Below are 15,221 nucleotides of genomic sequence, written 5' to 3'. Positions count from 1 at the left end.
GAAGGGGTGGGTCCCTGAGCCCGTCGAAGGTCGCTGAGCCCGTCGAAGGGCTAGAGCAGCAGGTACACGGCACCGAGGACCGTCAGCACGATCACGATGCGGTCGAAGAGCCGCTGGTCCAGGCGCCGCGCCACCCGCAGGCCGAGCAGCGCGCCGAGCACCACGAGCGGCGCGAGGATCGCATCGGTGAGCAGCACGGGGCCGGTGAACAGCCCGATCCCGGCGAGGAACGGCACTTTGATCACGTTGATGATCGCGAAGAACCAGGCGGAGGTGCCGAGGAAAACCTGGACGGGCGTGCGGGTGGCGAGGAAGTACATCGACATCACCGGCCCGCCCGCGTTGGCCACCATGGTCGTGAAGCCGCCCAGCGTCCCGTAGACCCCGGCCAGCACCGCACCGCCCCTGGCCGCCGCCTCCTCCTCCGCCCTGGCCTTCCGCCACCGGCGCCACAGGGTCACGGCGATCATGAGCAGCAGGATCACGCCGATGGCGCGGCGAACGACCCCGTCTCCGGTCAGCGCGAGGAACGCGAAGCCGAAGAGGAGTCCTGCCACGACCGCCGGTGCGAGCCGCAGCAGCGTGGGCCAGTGCGCATGCCGTCGATAGGCCAGCAGCGCGAACACGTCGCCCACCATCAGCAGCAGGAGCGTCGCGGCCGTGGAGGTGCGTGCGGGAAGGACCGCGGCGAACAGGGCGATCGCGAGGATGCTGCCGCCCGGAAGAGCGGTCTTCGAGATCCCGATGACGACCGCGGCCACGCAGAGCGCGGCCCAGGCCCAGGGATCGAGCGCTGTCACCGCCGGAGCTCGGCGGCGATGGCGTCGTACCCGCGGTCGGTCGCGAGGTCCAGCGGCAGCGCGCCGTCGCCGTCGCGGATGGTCGCATCGGCGCCGCCGTCGAGGAGCGCGCGCACCACCTCGACGTAGCGGGCGGAGCCGTCGCCGAGCACGATCGCCTCGTGCAGGGCGGTCCAGCCGAGATTGTTGATGTGATCCGGGTCGACGCCCGCGTCCAGCAGCATCTCGATCGTCTGCAGGAGGCCGCGCTCGGACGCGGGGATCAGCGCGGTGCCGCCGAAGCGGTTCGTGCTGCGGAGGTCGGCGCCGTGCGCCAGGGTCATCCGCAGGATCTCGTCATGCCCGCGGGCGCCGGCGTAGAGGTAGGCGGAGTCCTGGATGTCGTCCTTCGCGTTCACGTCGGCGCCGGCCTCGATCAGGAGCCGTGCTGCGTCGACATGGTTCGCCTTGGTGGCCGCGATCAGGGGCGTCATGCCGCCGTCGCCACGGGCTTCGATGTCGGCACCCGCGTCCAGCGCGCGGCGGACGGCGTCAGCGTCCCCCGCGGCGGCCGCGGCGAGCAGGTCGGGCGTGGCGTCGGTCATAGGAACCTCCGGGATCGGTGGCGAGGGATGCGACGAGGTCGCGGCGGTGCATGCCGAGGCGAGAAGCAGTGCCCCCGCGAGAACGACGGTCGTCGCCACCCGTCGCATCCGCATGCATCCGGTATACCAAATGATCCCGGAGGTCGACGGCTCAGCCCCGCGTGGCAGCGAGCGCGGCCGCGAACCGCGAGGCCCGCTGCTCGATGTCCGCCCAGTCCGCGTTCGCGATCGCGGCGCCGTTCGCAAGGTCGCCACCGGCCCCCACGGCGACCGCGCCGGCCGCGAACCAGTCGGCGAGGTTGTCGGGCTTCACGCCGCCCGTGGGCATCAGCGGGGCGTCGGGGAACGGTCCGCGCAGGGCCCCGAGATAGGACGGGCCGCCGAGGGAGGCGGGGAAGATCTTCACGACGTCGACGCCCAGTTCGAGGGCCCCCATGACCTCGGTCGGCGTCATCGCACCGGTCATCACCACGCGGCCGGTGTCGAGCATGGCGCGCGTGAGGTCGGGGAGGGTTCCCGGGCTGACGAGGAAGGCGGCACCCGCGTCGGCGGCCTGGGTCGCCTGCTCCGCCGTCGTGACGGTGCCGGCGCCGATGTACGCGGCGTCTCCGTGACGGGCGATGAGTTCGCGGATCACGGCCGGGGCGTCCGGAGTCGAGAAGGTCACCTCGATGCCGGAGACGCCGCCGCGGATGATCGCCTCCGAGGCCTCCAGGGCCAGTTCCGGCGACGGGGCGCGGAGGACGGCGAGGATGCCGGTGGTGCGGGCGCGGGCGAGACGGTCGGACATACTGCTCCTTGATCGAGGGGACGGGCCCATTCTTCCGCACCGCAACTTGTCATTACAAGTAGCCGTGGAGCGGCGAGCGAAGAGGGGTCGTGCCCAGGTGCCTCCCACCCGCATCCCGGTACCCTGGAGGGATGGCCGAGAACCCCCGCACACCCGAGACGCGCTCCGCGACAGCGCCCGCGTCGTCCCGTTCGGGGGCGATCCGCGAGACCCGTACCCCGCAGGTGCGCCCCGCGACCGAGGGCTGGACCCAGAAGAAAGACGCGGAAGGGCGCCCCCTGCTGCAGTTCGCGAGCCCGAAGCGCGGCAAGCCGCCGGTCCACCTCGCCGACCTCACCCCGGCCGAGCGCATCGAGAAGGTGAAGGAACTCGGGCTCCCCGGCTTCCGTGCCAAGCAGCTCGCCACCCACTACTTCCGGCACTACACGTCCGACCCCGCGGAGATGACCGACCTCCCCGCCGGTATCCGCGACGAGCTGGTCGCCGGCATGCTTCCGCCCCTCATGACCGAGGTTCGACGACTGGAGACCGACCGCGGCGACACCATCAAGTTCCTGTGGCGTCTGCATGACGGTGCTCTCGTCGAGTCCGTCCTCATGCGCTATCCCGGCCGCATCACGCTGTGCGTGTCGAGCCAGGCCGGCTGCGGCATGAACTGCCCGTTCTGCGCCACCGGGCAGGCGGGACTGACCCGCAACATGTCCACCGCGGAGATCATCGAGCAGATCGTCCGGGCGAACCGGGCCATCGCCAACGGTGAGCTGGGCGGCAAGAAGCGCGACGACCACAGCATGGAGCGCGTCTCCAACATCGTCTTCATGGGGATGGGAGAGCCGCTCGCCAACTACAAGCGCGTCATGGACGCGGTGCGCACCATGGTCGCCCCGCAGCCCGACGGTCTCGGCATGAGCGCGCGTGGCATCACGGTGTCCACCGTGGGTCTCGTGCCCGCGATCCGGAAGCTCGCCGACGAGAACATCCCCGTCACGTTCGCCTTGTCGCTGCACGCCCCCGACGACCACCTTCGCGACGAGCTCATCCCCGTGAATTCGCGGTGGAAGGTCGACGAGGCGCTCGATGCGGCCTACGACTACTACGCCAAGACCGGTCGTCGGGTGTCCATCGAGTACGCACTCATCAAGGACATGAACGACCATGCGTGGCGGGCCGACCTGCTGGCGGAGAAGCTCAACCAGCGCGGTCGCGGGTGGGTGCACGTGAACCCGATCCCGCTGAACCCGACGCCGGGTTCGATCTGGACGTCGTCGGAGAAGGACGTCACGGACGAGTTCGTGCGGCGGCTGAACGACGCCGGCATCCCGACGACCCTCCGCGACACCCGTGGCAAGGAGATCGACGGCGCCTGCGGTCAGCTCGTGGCGACGACCGAGGACGAGGCTGCTGCCGCTGCCCTGGCCTGACGCGCGCGGTCGCGAGCCGCATCCGCGGCGCCGAGTCGCTCGGCCCGGTCGAGCCATCCGGTGATGGTCGCAGGGCGGGCGTGCTTCACGCCCAGCATCCGCGTTGTGCGGACGGCGCGGATGCCGCAGAAGCGCAGAGTGTTGCGGGCGACCTGGGTGTGCGCGGGCATTCCGGTGAACGGCACGGCGTACCAGGGCGTGTCCGCGAGCAGGAGCAGCCGGCCGTGCCGCGCCGGGAGGAGCCCCTGGGGGAGTCCGCGCTTCGTGTAGCGGTACTCCTGCTGGGGGAGGAGGGTGCGGTCGAAGAACCCTTTGAGCAGTGCGGGCACCGAGCCCCACCACAGCGGGGTGGTGACCACGAGCGCATCGGCTTCGTGGAGCGCGCGCCGCGCGTCGACGAGGTCGGGCTCGAGCGTCATGCGCTCCCGGTAGCCGAATCGCAGGTTCGGGTCGAAGTCGAGGTCGCGCAGCGCGAGCAGGCGCGCATCGCCGTGGCCGTCCGCGTAACGACGGGCGAGGGCGGCGGTGAGCGAGCGGGCGTCGGGGTGGCCGTCGATGACGAGTGCGGACATGCGGTTCCTATCTGGACAGTGTCAACCTGGTTGGACAGTGTCAACATAGGAAACAATGTTGCTTATGTCAAGTTCGAAGGACGGCTACCACCACGGTGATCTGGCGCGTGCGCTCGAGGACGCCGCGATGCGGTTGCTCGAGACGAGACCGGCCGCCGAGATCAGCCTCCGCGAAGTGGCGCGCGCGGCGAACGTCAGCCACAACGCCCCCTATCACCACTTCTCCGATCGCCTCGGGCTGCTCAAGGCCCTGGCCGAGCGGAGCATGGCCGACCTTCTCCGGCAGGTGCGTGTGGCGGCCCAGGGTGCCGCGACGCCGCACGACGCCCTCGTCGCCGGAGGATCGGCCTACATCCGCTTCGCCGTCGAGCATCCCCACGCGTTCGATGCCGTCTACGACCCCACCGTGTGCGTACCGGGGTCTCCTACCGAGACCATGGCCCCGCTGATCGAGGCGCTCGAGGGCGTGCTCGCGGAGGCGGCCGCCGCGGCGGGGCTCGACCGCCCGGCGGACGTCGTGTCGCTGTGGGGGCTGATGCACGGCCTGGGCACCCTCGCCGCGGCCGGCCACTTCACGCTCGACGACGCCCTGTCCGCCTACGCGGCCTCTCTCACCCGCTGACTCTTTCGAGTCGCGCACCTTGCTCCATTCCCGGCCGAGATGGAGCGATCTGCGCGATTCGAAGGGTTCTCGCCCCGGTCTTCCACGGTATGCACAGGCGGAGTTTCGTAGATTGTCGGGATGCCCTATTCCGCCCACCGCCCGGGTCGCTTCGACTCGCAGGGTCGGATCATCATCGACGGCGACCCGAACGCCGAGACGGATGACCTCGACTTCCTGCGCGAGTACGAGCCGACCGGCGACACACCCGCGCAGCCCGACGTCGCGTCCGACGACCCGACGTCCGAGCCGGTGACGGCGCCCGACGCCCCGGTCGACGCGGAGCCCGCCCCCGACCGTCCGGCGCGCCCGCAGCGCGTCCGGAAGTCGCGTCGCCGACGCACCGCCGCCGAACGCCTCCGTGCTCTCGCGATCCTCGGCGGGGCGGAGGGCGAGATCCTCGACAGGGTCCCCGGCGAGACCCCGCGCTTCGTGCAGATGTTCTTCGTGCTCGCCGGGACCGCCTTGGTCAGCGCGATCTCCATGCTCTTCGCCCTGACGACGGGGGTGCGCGCGGCGGTCTGGCTGGCCATCCCGCTCGCGATCGTGTGGGCACTGATCATCTTCAACCTCGACCGCTTCCTCACCTCGACCATGACGTCGACCCGCAACGTCTGGAAGCTCATCGGCCTCGCGATCCCCCGCGTCATCATGGCGGCGATCATCGGGTTCGTCGTCGCGGAGCCGCTCGTGCTGCAGATCTTCCGCAACGACATCTCCCGGGAGGTCGCCGCGACCAACATCGTGCAGGCGCAGTCCGACCAGGAGGCGCTCGAGACCGGTCCGGAGAAGAAGGCGCTGGACGCGGCGTCCGAGCGCGTCGCGGCGCTCGAGAACCAGGCGGCGACGGGCATCGTCGCCGGGACCGAGTCGTCATCGGCCACGGAGTCGGCCGCCCAGTCCACGGTCGACGATCTGACGGCCAAGCTCACGGAGCAGCAGGCGGTGATCGACCAGGCGCGGACGCTGTATCAGTGCGAGCTCACCGGCGAGGGCGCGGGCACCGTTCCCGGCTGCACCGGTGTGAACGGCGAGGGTGCGAGCTCGCAGGCCGCGCAGGCCCAGCTCGCCGAGGCCCAGCAGACCTACGATGCACTGGCCGCCCAGCTCCGCACGGCCAACGAGGAGCTCGCCGCTGCCGGAAGCGCCGCCAAGGAGAACACCACGGCGTCGGAGTCGCAGAACCGTCAGCAGGCGCAGGACGAGCTCCCCGCCGCGCGCGACACGTATGAGCAAGCGCTCGCGGCTTACAACGCCCGGGCGGACTCCGTGGCGCAGGGCAACGCCGGGGCGGTGGGACTGCTGAGCCAGATCAGCGGCCTCAACCGCCTGAGCGAGAAGGAGCCCACGATCCTGTGGGCGCACATCCTCATCGCGGCGCTCTTCTTCATGATCGAGCTACTGCCGGTGCTGGTGAAGGTGCTGACGAGCTACGGCGACCCGAGCCTCTACGAGAAGGCGCTGGCCATCCGCAAGCAGGTCGCCCTGGACAGGGTGACGGCGGAGGGCTTCCGCGACCGCGCCGACATCGTCACCACCCCCGGGGCTCAGGCCACCTGACTCCTTTCGAATCGCTCACTGTGCTCCATCCCGGCCGGGTTCGGGACAAAGTGGGCGATTCGAACGCGGGAGAGGTCCCCGGACCGGGACGCCAGCGCGAGAGAACGCGTCAGGGCGACCGTGGACGGGGTGGTCTGCCACGGGGTGCCGGTCACGCCGGCCTCGATGAGAGCGAGCGGTCCGAGGAGGGTGGGGTCGTGGGTGCGGGCGTCGTCGCCGAGCCAGTCGAGGAGTTCGCCCATGGTCCAATCCCGGTCGATTGGACCGAGATCGAGCCCGAAGCTGGTCGTGGGAACTGTCATTGGTCCAGAATCGGGTCTCATGGACACCCTCGACAGGGCCAATGCGACGCCGGTGGCCCACGGATCGGCCCCCGGCCCTCTCGTCCAGGGCGGGGAGGTCTCCGCGGCCGCGCTCGCCGCACGCCTCGGCCGCTGGGCCCATGGCGACGGCACCCTCTCCACCCGACTCGCTGCAGGGATCGCCGCCCTGATCGGCAGTGGTGAGCTGCGCCCCGCCGACCGCCTGCCTGCCGAACGCGCCCTCGCCGCGGTGGTCGCGGTCTCGCGGGGCACGGTCGTGTCCGCCTATGCGTCCCTCGCGGAGCAGGGTCTCGTGGAGCGCCGGCAGGGCAGTGGGACGAGGGTGTCGGGGGCGAGGACGGCGCCCGCGGCCGACCGCCGTCCGGGACGTGGCGAGGCGCTGTTCTCGGCACTCCCCAACGCGATCGACCTGCTCCGCACGGTCCCGCAGATCCCGGATCTGGGTGTGCAGCTCATCCGCGACCACCAGCCGCGGCTCGACCTCGCCCTGCTCCCGGAGACCGACCCCGCGGGTCTCCCGGCCCTCCGCGAACTCATCGCCGACATGTACCGCGCCGAGGGGACGCCGACCACGCCCGAGCAGATCCTCGTGACCCACGGCGCGCAGCAGGCCATCAGCCTCGTCGTCAACGCGCTCGTGGAGCCGGGGGACGTCGTCCTCGCGGAGGAGATCACGTGGCCGGGCGTGACCGACTCCGTGGGGTTGCGCGGCGGGACGGTCCACGGCGTGCCGATGGGGGCGGACGGCCTCGACGTCGATGCGCTGGAGCAGGCGATGGCCCGACTGCGTCCCGTGCTCGTCGCGCTCAACCCGCACCACCAGAACCCGACGGGGACGCGTCTGCCCGGGGCGGCGCGGCATCGCGTGGCCGAACTCGCCGCGCAGTACGGGGTGCCCGTGATCGAGGACCGCGTCGTCGCCGGCATCTCGTTCGACGGGATCGTGCCGCCCACGCTCGCCTCGGAACGGCCGGACGCCCCGGTGCTCGTCGTCGAGTCCGTGTCGAAGTGGGCCTGGGCCGGGCTGCGGATCGGGTGGCTGCGCGCCGACCCCGTCCTGGTCCGACGGCTGCGCGGTGCGCGCCAGCTCGCCGACCAGTCCACGAGCGTGCCCGGCCAGCTCCTCGCCCTCGACCTCATCGCCCATGCGACGGAGCTCCGCCGCGCCAACAGTCGCGTGCACCGGGAACGCCTCCTCCTGCTGCAGGAGTTGATGGCCGCGCACCTCCCCGACTGGACCTACGACGCTCCGCGGGGCGGACTCTCGCTGTGGGCGGGGCTGCCTCGGGGCTCTGCGGCGGCTCTCGCGCGCGTCGCTGCCGCGCACGGGGTCTCGATCGCGGGCACCGGGGCCTTCGCGGTCTCGGCCGCCGCGCCGGACGACCACGTGCGTCTGCCGTTCACCGCGCCGGACGACGTGCTCACCGAGGGGGTGCGCCGCTTGGGCGACGCCTGGCGCGAGTACCGGGAGACTCTCAGCAGCCCTGCCTAGGGTGACCGCATGACACCGGTGCCGCGCCCCACCCTCTGGATCTGCGTCGCGGGCGTGCTCGCCGTCACCGCGTATGCCGCGCTCGCCGCCGTGCAGATCCTCGTGCTGAACCCGCTCGCCGCGGCGCCGGGCGGCCTCTCCCTCGATGAGGTCAGGGCCGCGATGTCGAACGCCGGAGAGAGCCTCATGCCGCAGACCGTCCTCGGCATCCTCGGCGCGGGTGTGTGCCTGGGAGTCGGGACGGCGGTCGTCTGCCTCCTCACGCGGGCTCCGGCGGTGGTGGCCGGCATGACCTTCCTCGCGCTGCTCATGGGCGGGGCGCCGGCCTACTTCGTCGCGTCGTTCGGCCCCGGCATGGGGCTCGCCGACACCTTCGGCATCAGCGGCGCCGATGCCTCCCCGTGGGCGCTGCCCCTGTACGCGGTCAGCGCGCTCTCCGCGGTCGGGGTGCTGGTCGGGGCCGCGGTCACGTCCCGCCGCCGCGAACCTTCGCCCGCCACTGCCTGATGATCGCGGCCGATCCGGCCCGCCGGTCCCCCTGGCGGGACTAGCGTTGGTCCATGGTCAACTATCGCTATCTCGGCAACAGCGGTCTCAAGGTCTCGGAGATCACCTACGGCAACTGGGTCACGCACGCCTCGCAGGTCGAGGACGACGCCGCGGTCAAGACCGTGCACGCCGCCCTGGATGCCGGCATCACCACGTTCGACACCGCGGACACGTACGCCAACACGGCCGCCGAGGTCGTGCTCGGCAAGGCCTTGGAGGGTCAGCGTCGCGAGAGCCTCGAGATCTTCACGAAGGTCTACTTCCCGACCGGTCCCAAGGGTCCGAACGACACCGGCCTGAGCCGCAAGCACATCATGGAGTCGATCAACGGCTCGCTGCAGCGTCTCGGCACCGACTACGTCGACCTGTACCAGGCGCACCGCTTCGACCACGAGACCCCGCTGGAGGAGACGTTCCAGGCCTTCGCCGACATCGTGCGGCAGGGCAAGGCGCTCTACATCGGCGTCTCGGAGTGGACCGCGGAGCAGCTCCGCGACGGGCACGCGCTGGCGAAGCAGCTCGGCATCCAGCTCATCTCGAACCAGCCGCAGTACTCGATGCTGTGGCGGGTCATCGAGGGCAAGGTCGTCCCCGCGTCGGAGGAGCTCGGCATCTCGCAGATCGTCTGGTCGCCGATGGCGCAGGGCGTGCTCAGCGGCAAGTACCTGCCGGGGCAGCCGGTGCCGGAGGGCTCGCGGGCGACCGACCAGAACTCGGGCGCGGGCTTCATCAAGAGCTTCCTGCGGGACGACATCCTCACCGCGGTGCAGCGCCTCAAGCCGATCGCCGAGCAGGCGGGGCTGTCGATGCCGCAGCTCGCGATCGCGTGGGTACTGCAGAACCCGAACGTCGCGGCGGCCCTCGTCGGCGCCTCCCGCCCGGAGCAGCTCGCCGACACGGTCAAGGCCTCCGGCGTGAAGCTCGACGCCGACACGATGACCGCGATCGACGAGGCTCTCGGCGACACGGTCAACCGCGACGCCGAGCACACGTACTCGGTGTCGCCGAAGTCCCGGCTCGTCTAAGCCTTCGAAGAGCGCAAATGGTCCCATTCCGTCGCGGAATGGGACCATGTGCGCGATTCGGGCGGGTTACTCCTTGACGGCCCCGGCCGTGAGGCCCTGGACGATCCAGCGGCTGGCGAGGGCGAACATCACCATCGTCGGGAGGATGGTCAGCACGGCCGCGGCGCTCATGGAGCCCCAGTCGATGTTGAACGTGGAGATGAAGCCGTTCAGCGCCGATGGGACGGTGCGGTTCGCGTCGGTGTTCATCAGCACGACCGACAGGAACAGCTCGTTCCAGCAGTTCACGAAGTTGAAGATGAACGCCGCGATGATGCCGGGCGTCATCACCGGCACGAGCACCCGGAACAGGGCACCAAGGCGCGAGCAGCCGTCGATCATCGCCGCCTCCTCCAGCGCGTCGGGGACGTTCTCGAAGAAGCCCCGCAGCATGACCGTGGAGAACGGGATGCAGATCGCGATGTAGACGAGGATGAGCCCCGGCTTGGTGTCGACGAGTCCCAGGTCGGTCATCATCGAGTACAGCGGTCCCAGGGCGATGAACGCCGGGATCATCTGCGTCAGCAGGAACGCGATGAGCACCGCCCCCTTGCCGCGGAACTCGAACCGCGCCAGCACGTACGCACTGAGCAGGGCGATGAGCGTCGCCACCGCGCCGGCCGACACCGCCACGATGGCCGAGTTGGCCAGGAACGTCCCGAACGAGCTCTTCTCGAACAGGCTCGTGAAGTTGTCGAGCGAGGGCTCGCTCGGCCAGTACTCGATCGGGAAGCGGTTGATCGTGCCCGGCGACTTGAACGCGGTGAGCGTGATCCAGTACAGCGGGAACAGCGTGATGAGCAGCCACAGCCCCAGGCCGACGACACGCACCACGCCGCCCACCGTCACCCGGGGCTTCGGGTGCGGGGCGGCCTTCGGGTCGGGCACCGTGATGCGGCGCGTCTCGGTGACCGAGGAGCCGGTCCGGACGGATGAGGTGATGGTCATCGCTGCACTCTCCGCATCGCCATCAGGTAGAACGCGCAGAACACCATGAGGAAGGCCACGACGATGAGCCCGATGGCGCTCGCGATGCCGTAGTTGCCCTGCTGCGTGTAGTTGATCATCCACGTCGTGATGATGTGGGTCTGGTTGGCCGGGCCGCCGTTCGTCATCGCGTAGATGATGTCGGGGAAGTTGAAGATCCAGATCACGCGCAGCAGGATCGTCAGCAGCAACGTCATCGAGATGTACGGGATGATGATCGAGAACAGCTGCCGCACCTTGCCGGCGCCGTCGAGGCTCGCCGCCTCCAGCATCTCGTCCGGCACCGACTGCAGGGCCGCGAGGATCATGATCGCGAAGAAGGTCACGCCGTACCAGATGTTCGCGACGATCACGGCGAACATCGCGAGCTTCGGATCGGCCAGCCACGGCAGCGGCGCGTCGATCAGACCCGCCTTCATGAGCAGGTCGTTGACGACGCCGAACTCGGCGTTGAACATCCAGCGGAACAGCATGCCGATCAGGAAGCCGGACACCGCCCACGGGAAGAACACCAGCGCCTGGTAGAGCCCGCGGAAGCGGAATCGCTTGCGCAGGGCGAGAGCGATGAGGAAGCCGATCACGAGCTGCGGCACGAGCGAGCCGACCACCCAGAGCACGGAGTTCCACGCCACGGTCGGGAACGCCGGGTCCCGGAAGACGGCGAGGAAGTTGTCGATGCCGACGAACGGGGTCGACGTGAGGTCCCACAGGTTCCAGTCGTGGAACGCCATGCGGGCGCCCTGCAGCATCGGCCAGTACGTGAACCAGCAGACGAAGACGATCGCCGGCGCGAGGAACGCCAGCAGGGTGAGCGCAGTGCGACCCCGGAAGGGGCGACGACGCGATGCCGGGGAGGCCCCGCCGGCGGTGCCGACGGAGCCCCCTTCACGGATGGTGCGGGCCACGGATCAACCCTTCTCCGCGGCGTACTTCTCGGTCCAGAACGCGTCCCACGAGGCGAGGAGGTCCTTCGTGGACATGTTGCCGAGCAGCACGCTCTGCACGTCCTGGTCGGACTTCTGGATCCACTCGGTCCACCAGCTCACCCCGCGCGGCTGACGCACGTTGACGTAGGTCTCCGGGTCCTCGGTCATGGTGACGTAGCTCGTCCAGGGGCCGGTCGAGTAGAACTCGTCGTCCGCGGCGGCCGCGATGATCGGGACGAGGCTGTTCGCCTGCGCGAACTCGGTGGCGGGCTCGGCCGACGACAGGAACTCGACGAGCTTGACCGCCGCCTCCTTGTGCTCGCTGTTCTCCGCGACACCCCAGCCGGCGACGGCGAGGGGCTGCGCGGCCTTGCCGGACGGGCCGACGAGCAGCGGGGCGGTGTCCCACTGGTCTTCGGTCAGCGAGGAGTCCTGCACCGTCGCGATGACCTCGGGGTCCTGCAGCAGGAACGCGGTGGTGCCGTTGGTGAACCCGGCGACCATCTCGGGGTAGCCCCACGAGACGGCGGACGGCGGCGAGGCCTCCTTGAAGAGGTCGAAGTAGTCGTCGACGGCCTCCTGGGCCTCGGGCGCGGCGAAGATCGTCGAGCCGTCCTCCATGAGGAACGCGTCCTCCGTGTCGAGGCCGTCGATCGTGTAGGCCTCGATCGCCGCGACGACGTTGCTGTTGGCGTTCTGCCCGCCGCGGAAGGCGTAGCCGTAGATGTTGTTCGACGGGTCCTGGATGGCGGACGCCTGCTCCAGCAGGTCCTTCCAGCTGTGCGGCGGGCCGTCGAAGCCGGCCTGCTCGACGAGGTCCGTGCGGTAGAACAGCGACAGGCCGTAGAAGCCGTAGGGGACGAAGTAGCTCTTGCCGTCCTCCGCGACCGATGCCGACTGCGCGTTCTCGGTCAGGGCGTCCCAGCCGTCCCACTCCTTCAGATCGTCGCCCAGGTCGTACAGCCAGCCGTTGTTCGCGAACGGCCCGACGGTGATGTCGCGCACCTCGAGCACGTCGACGCCCTTGCCGGACTGCAGCATCTGCTGGATCTTCTGGTCGGCCTGCTCGGTGGGCGGGGAGACCAGGGTGACGGTGATGTCGGGGTTGTCCTTCTCGAACTCGTCGAGCAGTCCGCGCAGGAGCTCGGTGCGCGCCGGGTTCGTCAGGCTCTCGACCATCTGGAGTGTGACGCTGCCGTCGCCGCCGGACGAGCCGGAGCCTCCGGAGCATCCGGTGAGTGCGAGGACGGCGACGGTGCCGACTCCGGCTGCGGTCGTCAAGATCTTGTTCTTCACGATGTGCCTCTCGGTGGGGGTGGGTGGGTGTTCGGGTGGGTCGTGCGGGAGGTGATGCGGGTCAGGGGAGGATGAGGGCGTCGGCGGGGCGGATGCCCGCGCGGTGCAGGATCGCCGGGACGCAGCGCTCGACGAACGCCTCGACGTCGGCGGCCTCGGTGTACAGGTGCGCGGAGAGGCGGAAGTAGCCGACGCCGCGGAAGCTCGTGAACGCGGTCTCCACGCCGACCTCGTCGAGGAGGTCCATGCGCAGCGCGTCGGCCTCCTCGCGGGTGGCGCCGAGGCCGAGCGGCAGCCGGATGAGGCGCATGGACGGCACCGGGGAGGGGAGCGGGGTCAGCGGGTCCTCGTCGCCGAACGGGCGCAGGGCCTCGGCGATGAGCTCGGCCCCCGCGTCGGCGCGCGCTGCCATGGCTTCGCGGGCGGCCGCCCATCCGAACTCGGCCTCGATGAACTCGATCGCGGTGGGGGTGGCGAGGTACGTCGTGGCGTCGATCGTGCCTTGCGTGTCGAAGCGCTCGGGGTACGGCTCGCGCGCGGCCCAGGAGTCGATCAGCGGCCAGAGCTCGTCGCGGTCGGGGGCGGTGGTGACCAGGAGGGCGGAGCCGCGCGGGGCGCAGGGCCACTTGTGCAGGTTGCCGAACCACCAGTCGCCGCCGGCGACGGCCGCCGCGTCCGGGATGAGGCCGGGGGCGTGGGCGCCGTCGACCAGGGTGCGCACGCCGCGCTCGGCCGCGAGGTCGGCGATGCGGCGGGTCGGCAGCAGGCGAGCCGTGGGCGAGGTGATCTGGTCGACGACGAGCAGCCGCGTGCGCGGGGTGAGGGCGTCAGCGAACAGCTGCACGATCTCGTCGTCATCGGCGAGCAGGGGCAGGGCGACCGTGCGGACGGCGGCGCCGAACCGGCGGGCGAGGCGCTCGGCTCCCATGGTGATGGCCCCGTAGCCCTGGTCGGTGACGAGGATCTCGTCGCCGCTCTCGAGCTGGAGGGCGTTGTAGATGACGGTGGCCGCGGCGGAGGCGTTGGGCACGAACACGCTGTCCTCCGCGCGGGCGCCGACGAACGGAGCCGTCCGCTGCCTCGCCTCCTGCACCCGCTCCGCGATGCGCGGGAACCACTCGACGGGGCTCAGGTCGGCGCGGCGGCGCAGGGCGTCCTGATGGGCGACCACCACCGACGGCACCGCCCCGAAGGACCCGTGGTTGAGGTGGATCACGATCGGGTCGAGCGGCCAGGCGTCGCGCGCCCGCAGGCCGGAGTTCAGCGTGAGCGGAGCGGGGAACTGCGGAGCGGGCATCGGACCTCATCGGTGAGTGGGGGCGAGTTGTTGCACAACTTTGCCACACGCCTTCGGTTTTGGCTACGAAAGCGCGAAGATGAAACATAGTTGTCATACGAGTTTGCGGCCGCCGGTGTGTCCGACAGACTTCACGAGGGGTGGGGTAGTGGCGGAGAGGATGACGATGAGCGCACTCGACACGGCGCTGCACGGGCTGCGGGCCCTCATCGCCGACGGCGCTCTGCGCCCCGGCGACCGGCTGCCGAGCGAGGGAGAGCTGTGCGAACGGCTCGGCGTCTCACGGGGATCGCTCCGCGAAGCCATCCGCACCCTCGCCGCACTGGGCGTGCTGGAGACGCGGCACGGCTCCGGGAGCTACGTCAGCGAGCTCCGCGCCGCCGACCTCATCGGCAGCCTGTCCCTCACGGTCGGACTGCTGCCGATGGCCGGGGTGCTGGAACTGACGGAGCTCCGACGGGTGCTCGAGCCCCATGCGGCGGCGCTCGCCGCGGCCCGTATCGACGACGACACGGTGGCCGCGCTCGACGAGGTGCTCACGGAGATCGAGTCGACGACGGACTTCGAGGCGCAGTCCCGCCTCGACCACGAGTTCCACATGGCGATCTCATCGGTCGCGGGCAACGAGGCCCTGACCAGCCTGATCGACGTGCTGCGCTCCCGTTCCCGGGCCTACCGGATATCCGACCCGGAGGACGCCGCGGAGCTCAAGATCCACTCCGATGCCGGTCACCGCGCGATCCTGCGCGGCCTCGCCGCTGCGGATCCGGTGGCAGCCTCCGCCGCCGCGTCCGCCCACGTCGCCTACACCGAGTACTGGGTGCGGCGATACTCCGGCCTCTGACTGCGTTCGAATCGCGCGATCGGTCCCATCCGGCGGCCGGATAGAGCCATTCAGG

16 protein-coding genes are annotated in these 15,221 nt (G+C 70.4%); 7 read left to right on the top strand and 9 right to left on the bottom strand.

What is annotated here, in order from left to right:
* Positions 1 to 50: 50 nt before the first annotated feature.
* The 3 genes from M4D53_RS12855 to M4D53_RS12845 form a co-directional block, all read right to left on the bottom strand.
* The gene (locus M4D53_RS12855) at positions 51 to 800 is read right to left on the bottom strand and encodes a sulfite exporter TauE/SafE family protein (protein ID WP_259954371.1); all 750 of its coding nucleotides are present in this window, start codon (positions 798 to 800) and stop codon (positions 51 to 53) included.
* The gene (locus M4D53_RS12850) at positions 797 to 1,384 is read right to left on the bottom strand and encodes an ankyrin repeat domain-containing protein (protein ID WP_259954370.1); all 588 of its coding nucleotides are present in this window, start codon (positions 1,382 to 1,384) and stop codon (positions 797 to 799) included. Before M4D53_RS12850 ends, M4D53_RS12855 begins: the two co-directional genes overlap by 4 nt.
* A gap of 151 nt (positions 1,385 to 1,535) precedes the next feature.
* Positions 1,536 to 2,174: a bifunctional 4-hydroxy-2-oxoglutarate aldolase/2-dehydro-3-deoxy-phosphogluconate aldolase gene (locus tag M4D53_RS12845; protein WP_060923635.1), complete on the bottom strand. Its 639-nt coding sequence runs from the start codon at positions 2,172 to 2,174 to the stop codon at positions 1,536 to 1,538.
* Between the two features lie 131 nt (positions 2,175 to 2,305).
* Between M4D53_RS12845 and rlmN the strand changes: the two genes are divergently transcribed.
* Entirely contained in the window at positions 2,306 to 3,595 is a 1,290-nt protein-coding gene (gene rlmN / locus M4D53_RS12840) for a dual-specificity RNA methyltransferase RlmN (protein ID WP_232089110.1), read from the top strand.
* Here the strand turns inward: rlmN and M4D53_RS12835 are convergent.
* On the bottom strand, positions 3,544 to 4,167 hold the full coding sequence (locus M4D53_RS12835; RefSeq protein WP_187662543.1) for an NAD(P)H-dependent oxidoreductase: 624 nt from the start codon (positions 4,165 to 4,167) through the stop codon (positions 3,544 to 3,546). The two genes, rlmN and M4D53_RS12835, sit on opposite strands and share 52 nt — an antisense overlap.
* A 64-nt stretch (positions 4,168 to 4,231) precedes the next feature.
* Between M4D53_RS12835 and M4D53_RS12830 the strand changes: the two genes are divergently transcribed.
* Positions 4,232 to 4,789: a TetR/AcrR family transcriptional regulator gene (locus M4D53_RS12830; protein WP_187662542.1), complete on the top strand. Its 558-nt coding sequence runs from the start codon at positions 4,232 to 4,234 to the stop codon at positions 4,787 to 4,789.
* A 120-nt stretch (positions 4,790 to 4,909) separates the two neighbouring features.
* Positions 4,910 to 6,388 carry a DUF4407 domain-containing protein gene (locus M4D53_RS12825; protein ID WP_259954369.1) on the top strand — a complete coding sequence of 493 codons (1,479 nt, stop codon included), beginning with the start codon at positions 4,910 to 4,912 and terminating at the stop codon, positions 6,386 to 6,388.
* Here M4D53_RS12825 and M4D53_RS12820 read toward each other — a convergent pair.
* Positions 6,376 to 6,690, bottom strand: coding sequence for a hypothetical protein (locus tag M4D53_RS12820; RefSeq protein WP_259954368.1), 315 nt, complete (start codon positions 6,688 to 6,690; stop codon positions 6,376 to 6,378). The two genes, M4D53_RS12825 and M4D53_RS12820, sit on opposite strands and share 13 nt — an antisense overlap.
* 19 nt (positions 6,691 to 6,709) lie before the next feature.
* Between M4D53_RS12820 and M4D53_RS12815 the strand changes: the two genes are divergently transcribed.
* From M4D53_RS12815 to M4D53_RS12805, 3 genes are read left to right on the top strand one after another with little or no spacing between them, the layout of a single operon-like run.
* Positions 6,710 to 8,203, top strand: a complete 1,494-nt coding sequence (locus M4D53_RS12815; protein ID WP_259954367.1) for an aminotransferase-like domain-containing protein — start codon at positions 6,710 to 6,712, stop codon at positions 8,201 to 8,203.
* Positions 8,204 to 8,212: 9 nt separating this feature from the next.
* Positions 8,213 to 8,710: a hypothetical protein gene (locus M4D53_RS12810; protein WP_259954366.1), complete on the top strand. Its 498-nt coding sequence runs from the start codon at positions 8,213 to 8,215 to the stop codon at positions 8,708 to 8,710.
* 53 nt (positions 8,711 to 8,763) lie between these two features.
* Positions 8,764 to 9,777: an aldo/keto reductase family protein gene (locus tag M4D53_RS12805; RefSeq protein WP_259954365.1), complete on the top strand. Its 1,014-nt coding sequence runs from the start codon at positions 8,764 to 8,766 to the stop codon at positions 9,775 to 9,777.
* 66 nt (positions 9,778 to 9,843) lie between these two features.
* Here the strand turns inward: M4D53_RS12805 and M4D53_RS12800 are convergent, their stop codons facing one another.
* The 4 genes from M4D53_RS12800 to M4D53_RS12785 all read right to left on the bottom strand — a co-directional run bounded on the left by M4D53_RS12800 (position 9,844) and on the right by M4D53_RS12785 (position 14,322).
* Complete coding sequence (locus tag M4D53_RS12800) at positions 9,844 to 10,764, bottom strand: carbohydrate ABC transporter permease (protein ID WP_259954364.1); 921 nt, start codon at positions 10,762 to 10,764, stop codon at positions 9,844 to 9,846.
* A complete protein-coding gene (locus tag M4D53_RS12795; RefSeq protein WP_187662536.1) occupies positions 10,761 to 11,708 on the bottom strand; it encodes a carbohydrate ABC transporter permease in 948 nt (315 codons plus the stop codon). Before M4D53_RS12795 ends, M4D53_RS12800 begins: the two co-directional genes overlap by 4 nt.
* A gap of 3 nt (positions 11,709 to 11,711) precedes the next feature.
* Positions 11,712 to 13,025 carry an ABC transporter substrate-binding protein gene (locus M4D53_RS12790; protein WP_259954363.1) on the bottom strand — a complete coding sequence of 438 codons (1,314 nt, stop codon included), beginning with the start codon at positions 13,023 to 13,025 and terminating at the stop codon, positions 11,712 to 11,714.
* A 61-nt stretch (positions 13,026 to 13,086) separates the two neighbouring features.
* Positions 13,087 to 14,322 (bottom strand): aminotransferase class V-fold PLP-dependent enzyme, encoded by a 1,236-nt coding sequence (locus M4D53_RS12785; RefSeq protein ID WP_259954362.1) that lies wholly within the window; start codon positions 14,320 to 14,322, stop codon positions 13,087 to 13,089.
* Positions 14,323 to 14,488: 166 nt separating this feature from the next.
* Here M4D53_RS12785 and M4D53_RS12780 point away from each other — a divergent pair, with 166 nt between their 5' ends.
* Positions 14,489 to 15,166, top strand: coding sequence for a FadR/GntR family transcriptional regulator (locus M4D53_RS12780; RefSeq protein ID WP_060922368.1), 678 nt, complete (start codon positions 14,489 to 14,491; stop codon positions 15,164 to 15,166).
* Positions 15,167 to 15,221 lie beyond the last annotated feature (55 nt).

Origin of the sequence: Microbacterium meiriae (genome assembly GCF_025143875.1) — a bacterium.
Classification (GTDB): domain Bacteria; phylum Actinomycetota; class Actinomycetes; order Actinomycetales; family Microbacteriaceae; genus Microbacterium; species Microbacterium meiriae.
This window is presented reverse-complemented; position numbering and strand designations above follow the sequence as displayed.

What these genes read in the sequence shown, in the direction of transcription:
- M4D53_RS12850 (WP_259954370.1), bottom strand. Translation starts at nt 1,384, where the DNA reads ATGACCGACGCCACGCCCGACCTGCTCGCCGCGGCCGCCGCGGGGGAC.
- M4D53_RS12845 (WP_060923635.1), bottom strand. Translation starts at nt 2,174, where the DNA reads ATGTCCGACCGTCTCGCCCGCGCCCGCACCACCGGCATCCTCGCCGTC.
- rlmN (WP_232089110.1), top strand. Translation starts at nt 2,306, where the DNA reads ATGGCCGAGAACCCCCGCACACCCGAGACGCGCTCCGCGACAGCGCCC.
- M4D53_RS12835 (WP_187662543.1), bottom strand. Translation starts at nt 4,167, where the DNA reads ATGTCCGCACTCGTCATCGACGGCCACCCCGACGCCCGCTCGCTCACC.
- M4D53_RS12830 (WP_187662542.1), top strand. Translation starts at nt 4,232, where the DNA reads ATGTCAAGTTCGAAGGACGGCTACCACCACGGTGATCTGGCGCGTGCG.
- M4D53_RS12825 (WP_259954369.1), top strand. Translation starts at nt 4,910, where the DNA reads ATGCCCTATTCCGCCCACCGCCCGGGTCGCTTCGACTCGCAGGGTCGG.
- M4D53_RS12820 (WP_259954368.1), bottom strand. Translation starts at nt 6,690, where the DNA reads ATGACAGTTCCCACGACCAGCTTCGGGCTCGATCTCGGTCCAATCGAC.
- M4D53_RS12815 (WP_259954367.1), top strand. Translation starts at nt 6,710, where the DNA reads ATGGACACCCTCGACAGGGCCAATGCGACGCCGGTGGCCCACGGATCG.
- M4D53_RS12810 (WP_259954366.1), top strand. Translation starts at nt 8,213, where the DNA reads ATGACACCGGTGCCGCGCCCCACCCTCTGGATCTGCGTCGCGGGCGTG.
- M4D53_RS12805 (WP_259954365.1), top strand. Translation starts at nt 8,764, where the DNA reads ATGGTCAACTATCGCTATCTCGGCAACAGCGGTCTCAAGGTCTCGGAG.
- M4D53_RS12800 (WP_259954364.1), bottom strand. Translation starts at nt 10,764, where the DNA reads ATGACCATCACCTCATCCGTCCGGACCGGCTCCTCGGTCACCGAGACG.
- M4D53_RS12785 (WP_259954362.1), bottom strand. Translation starts at nt 14,322, where the DNA reads ATGCCCGCTCCGCAGTTCCCCGCTCCGCTCACGCTGAACTCCGGCCTG.
- M4D53_RS12780 (WP_060922368.1), top strand. Translation starts at nt 14,489, where the DNA reads ATGAGCGCACTCGACACGGCGCTGCACGGGCTGCGGGCCCTCATCGCC.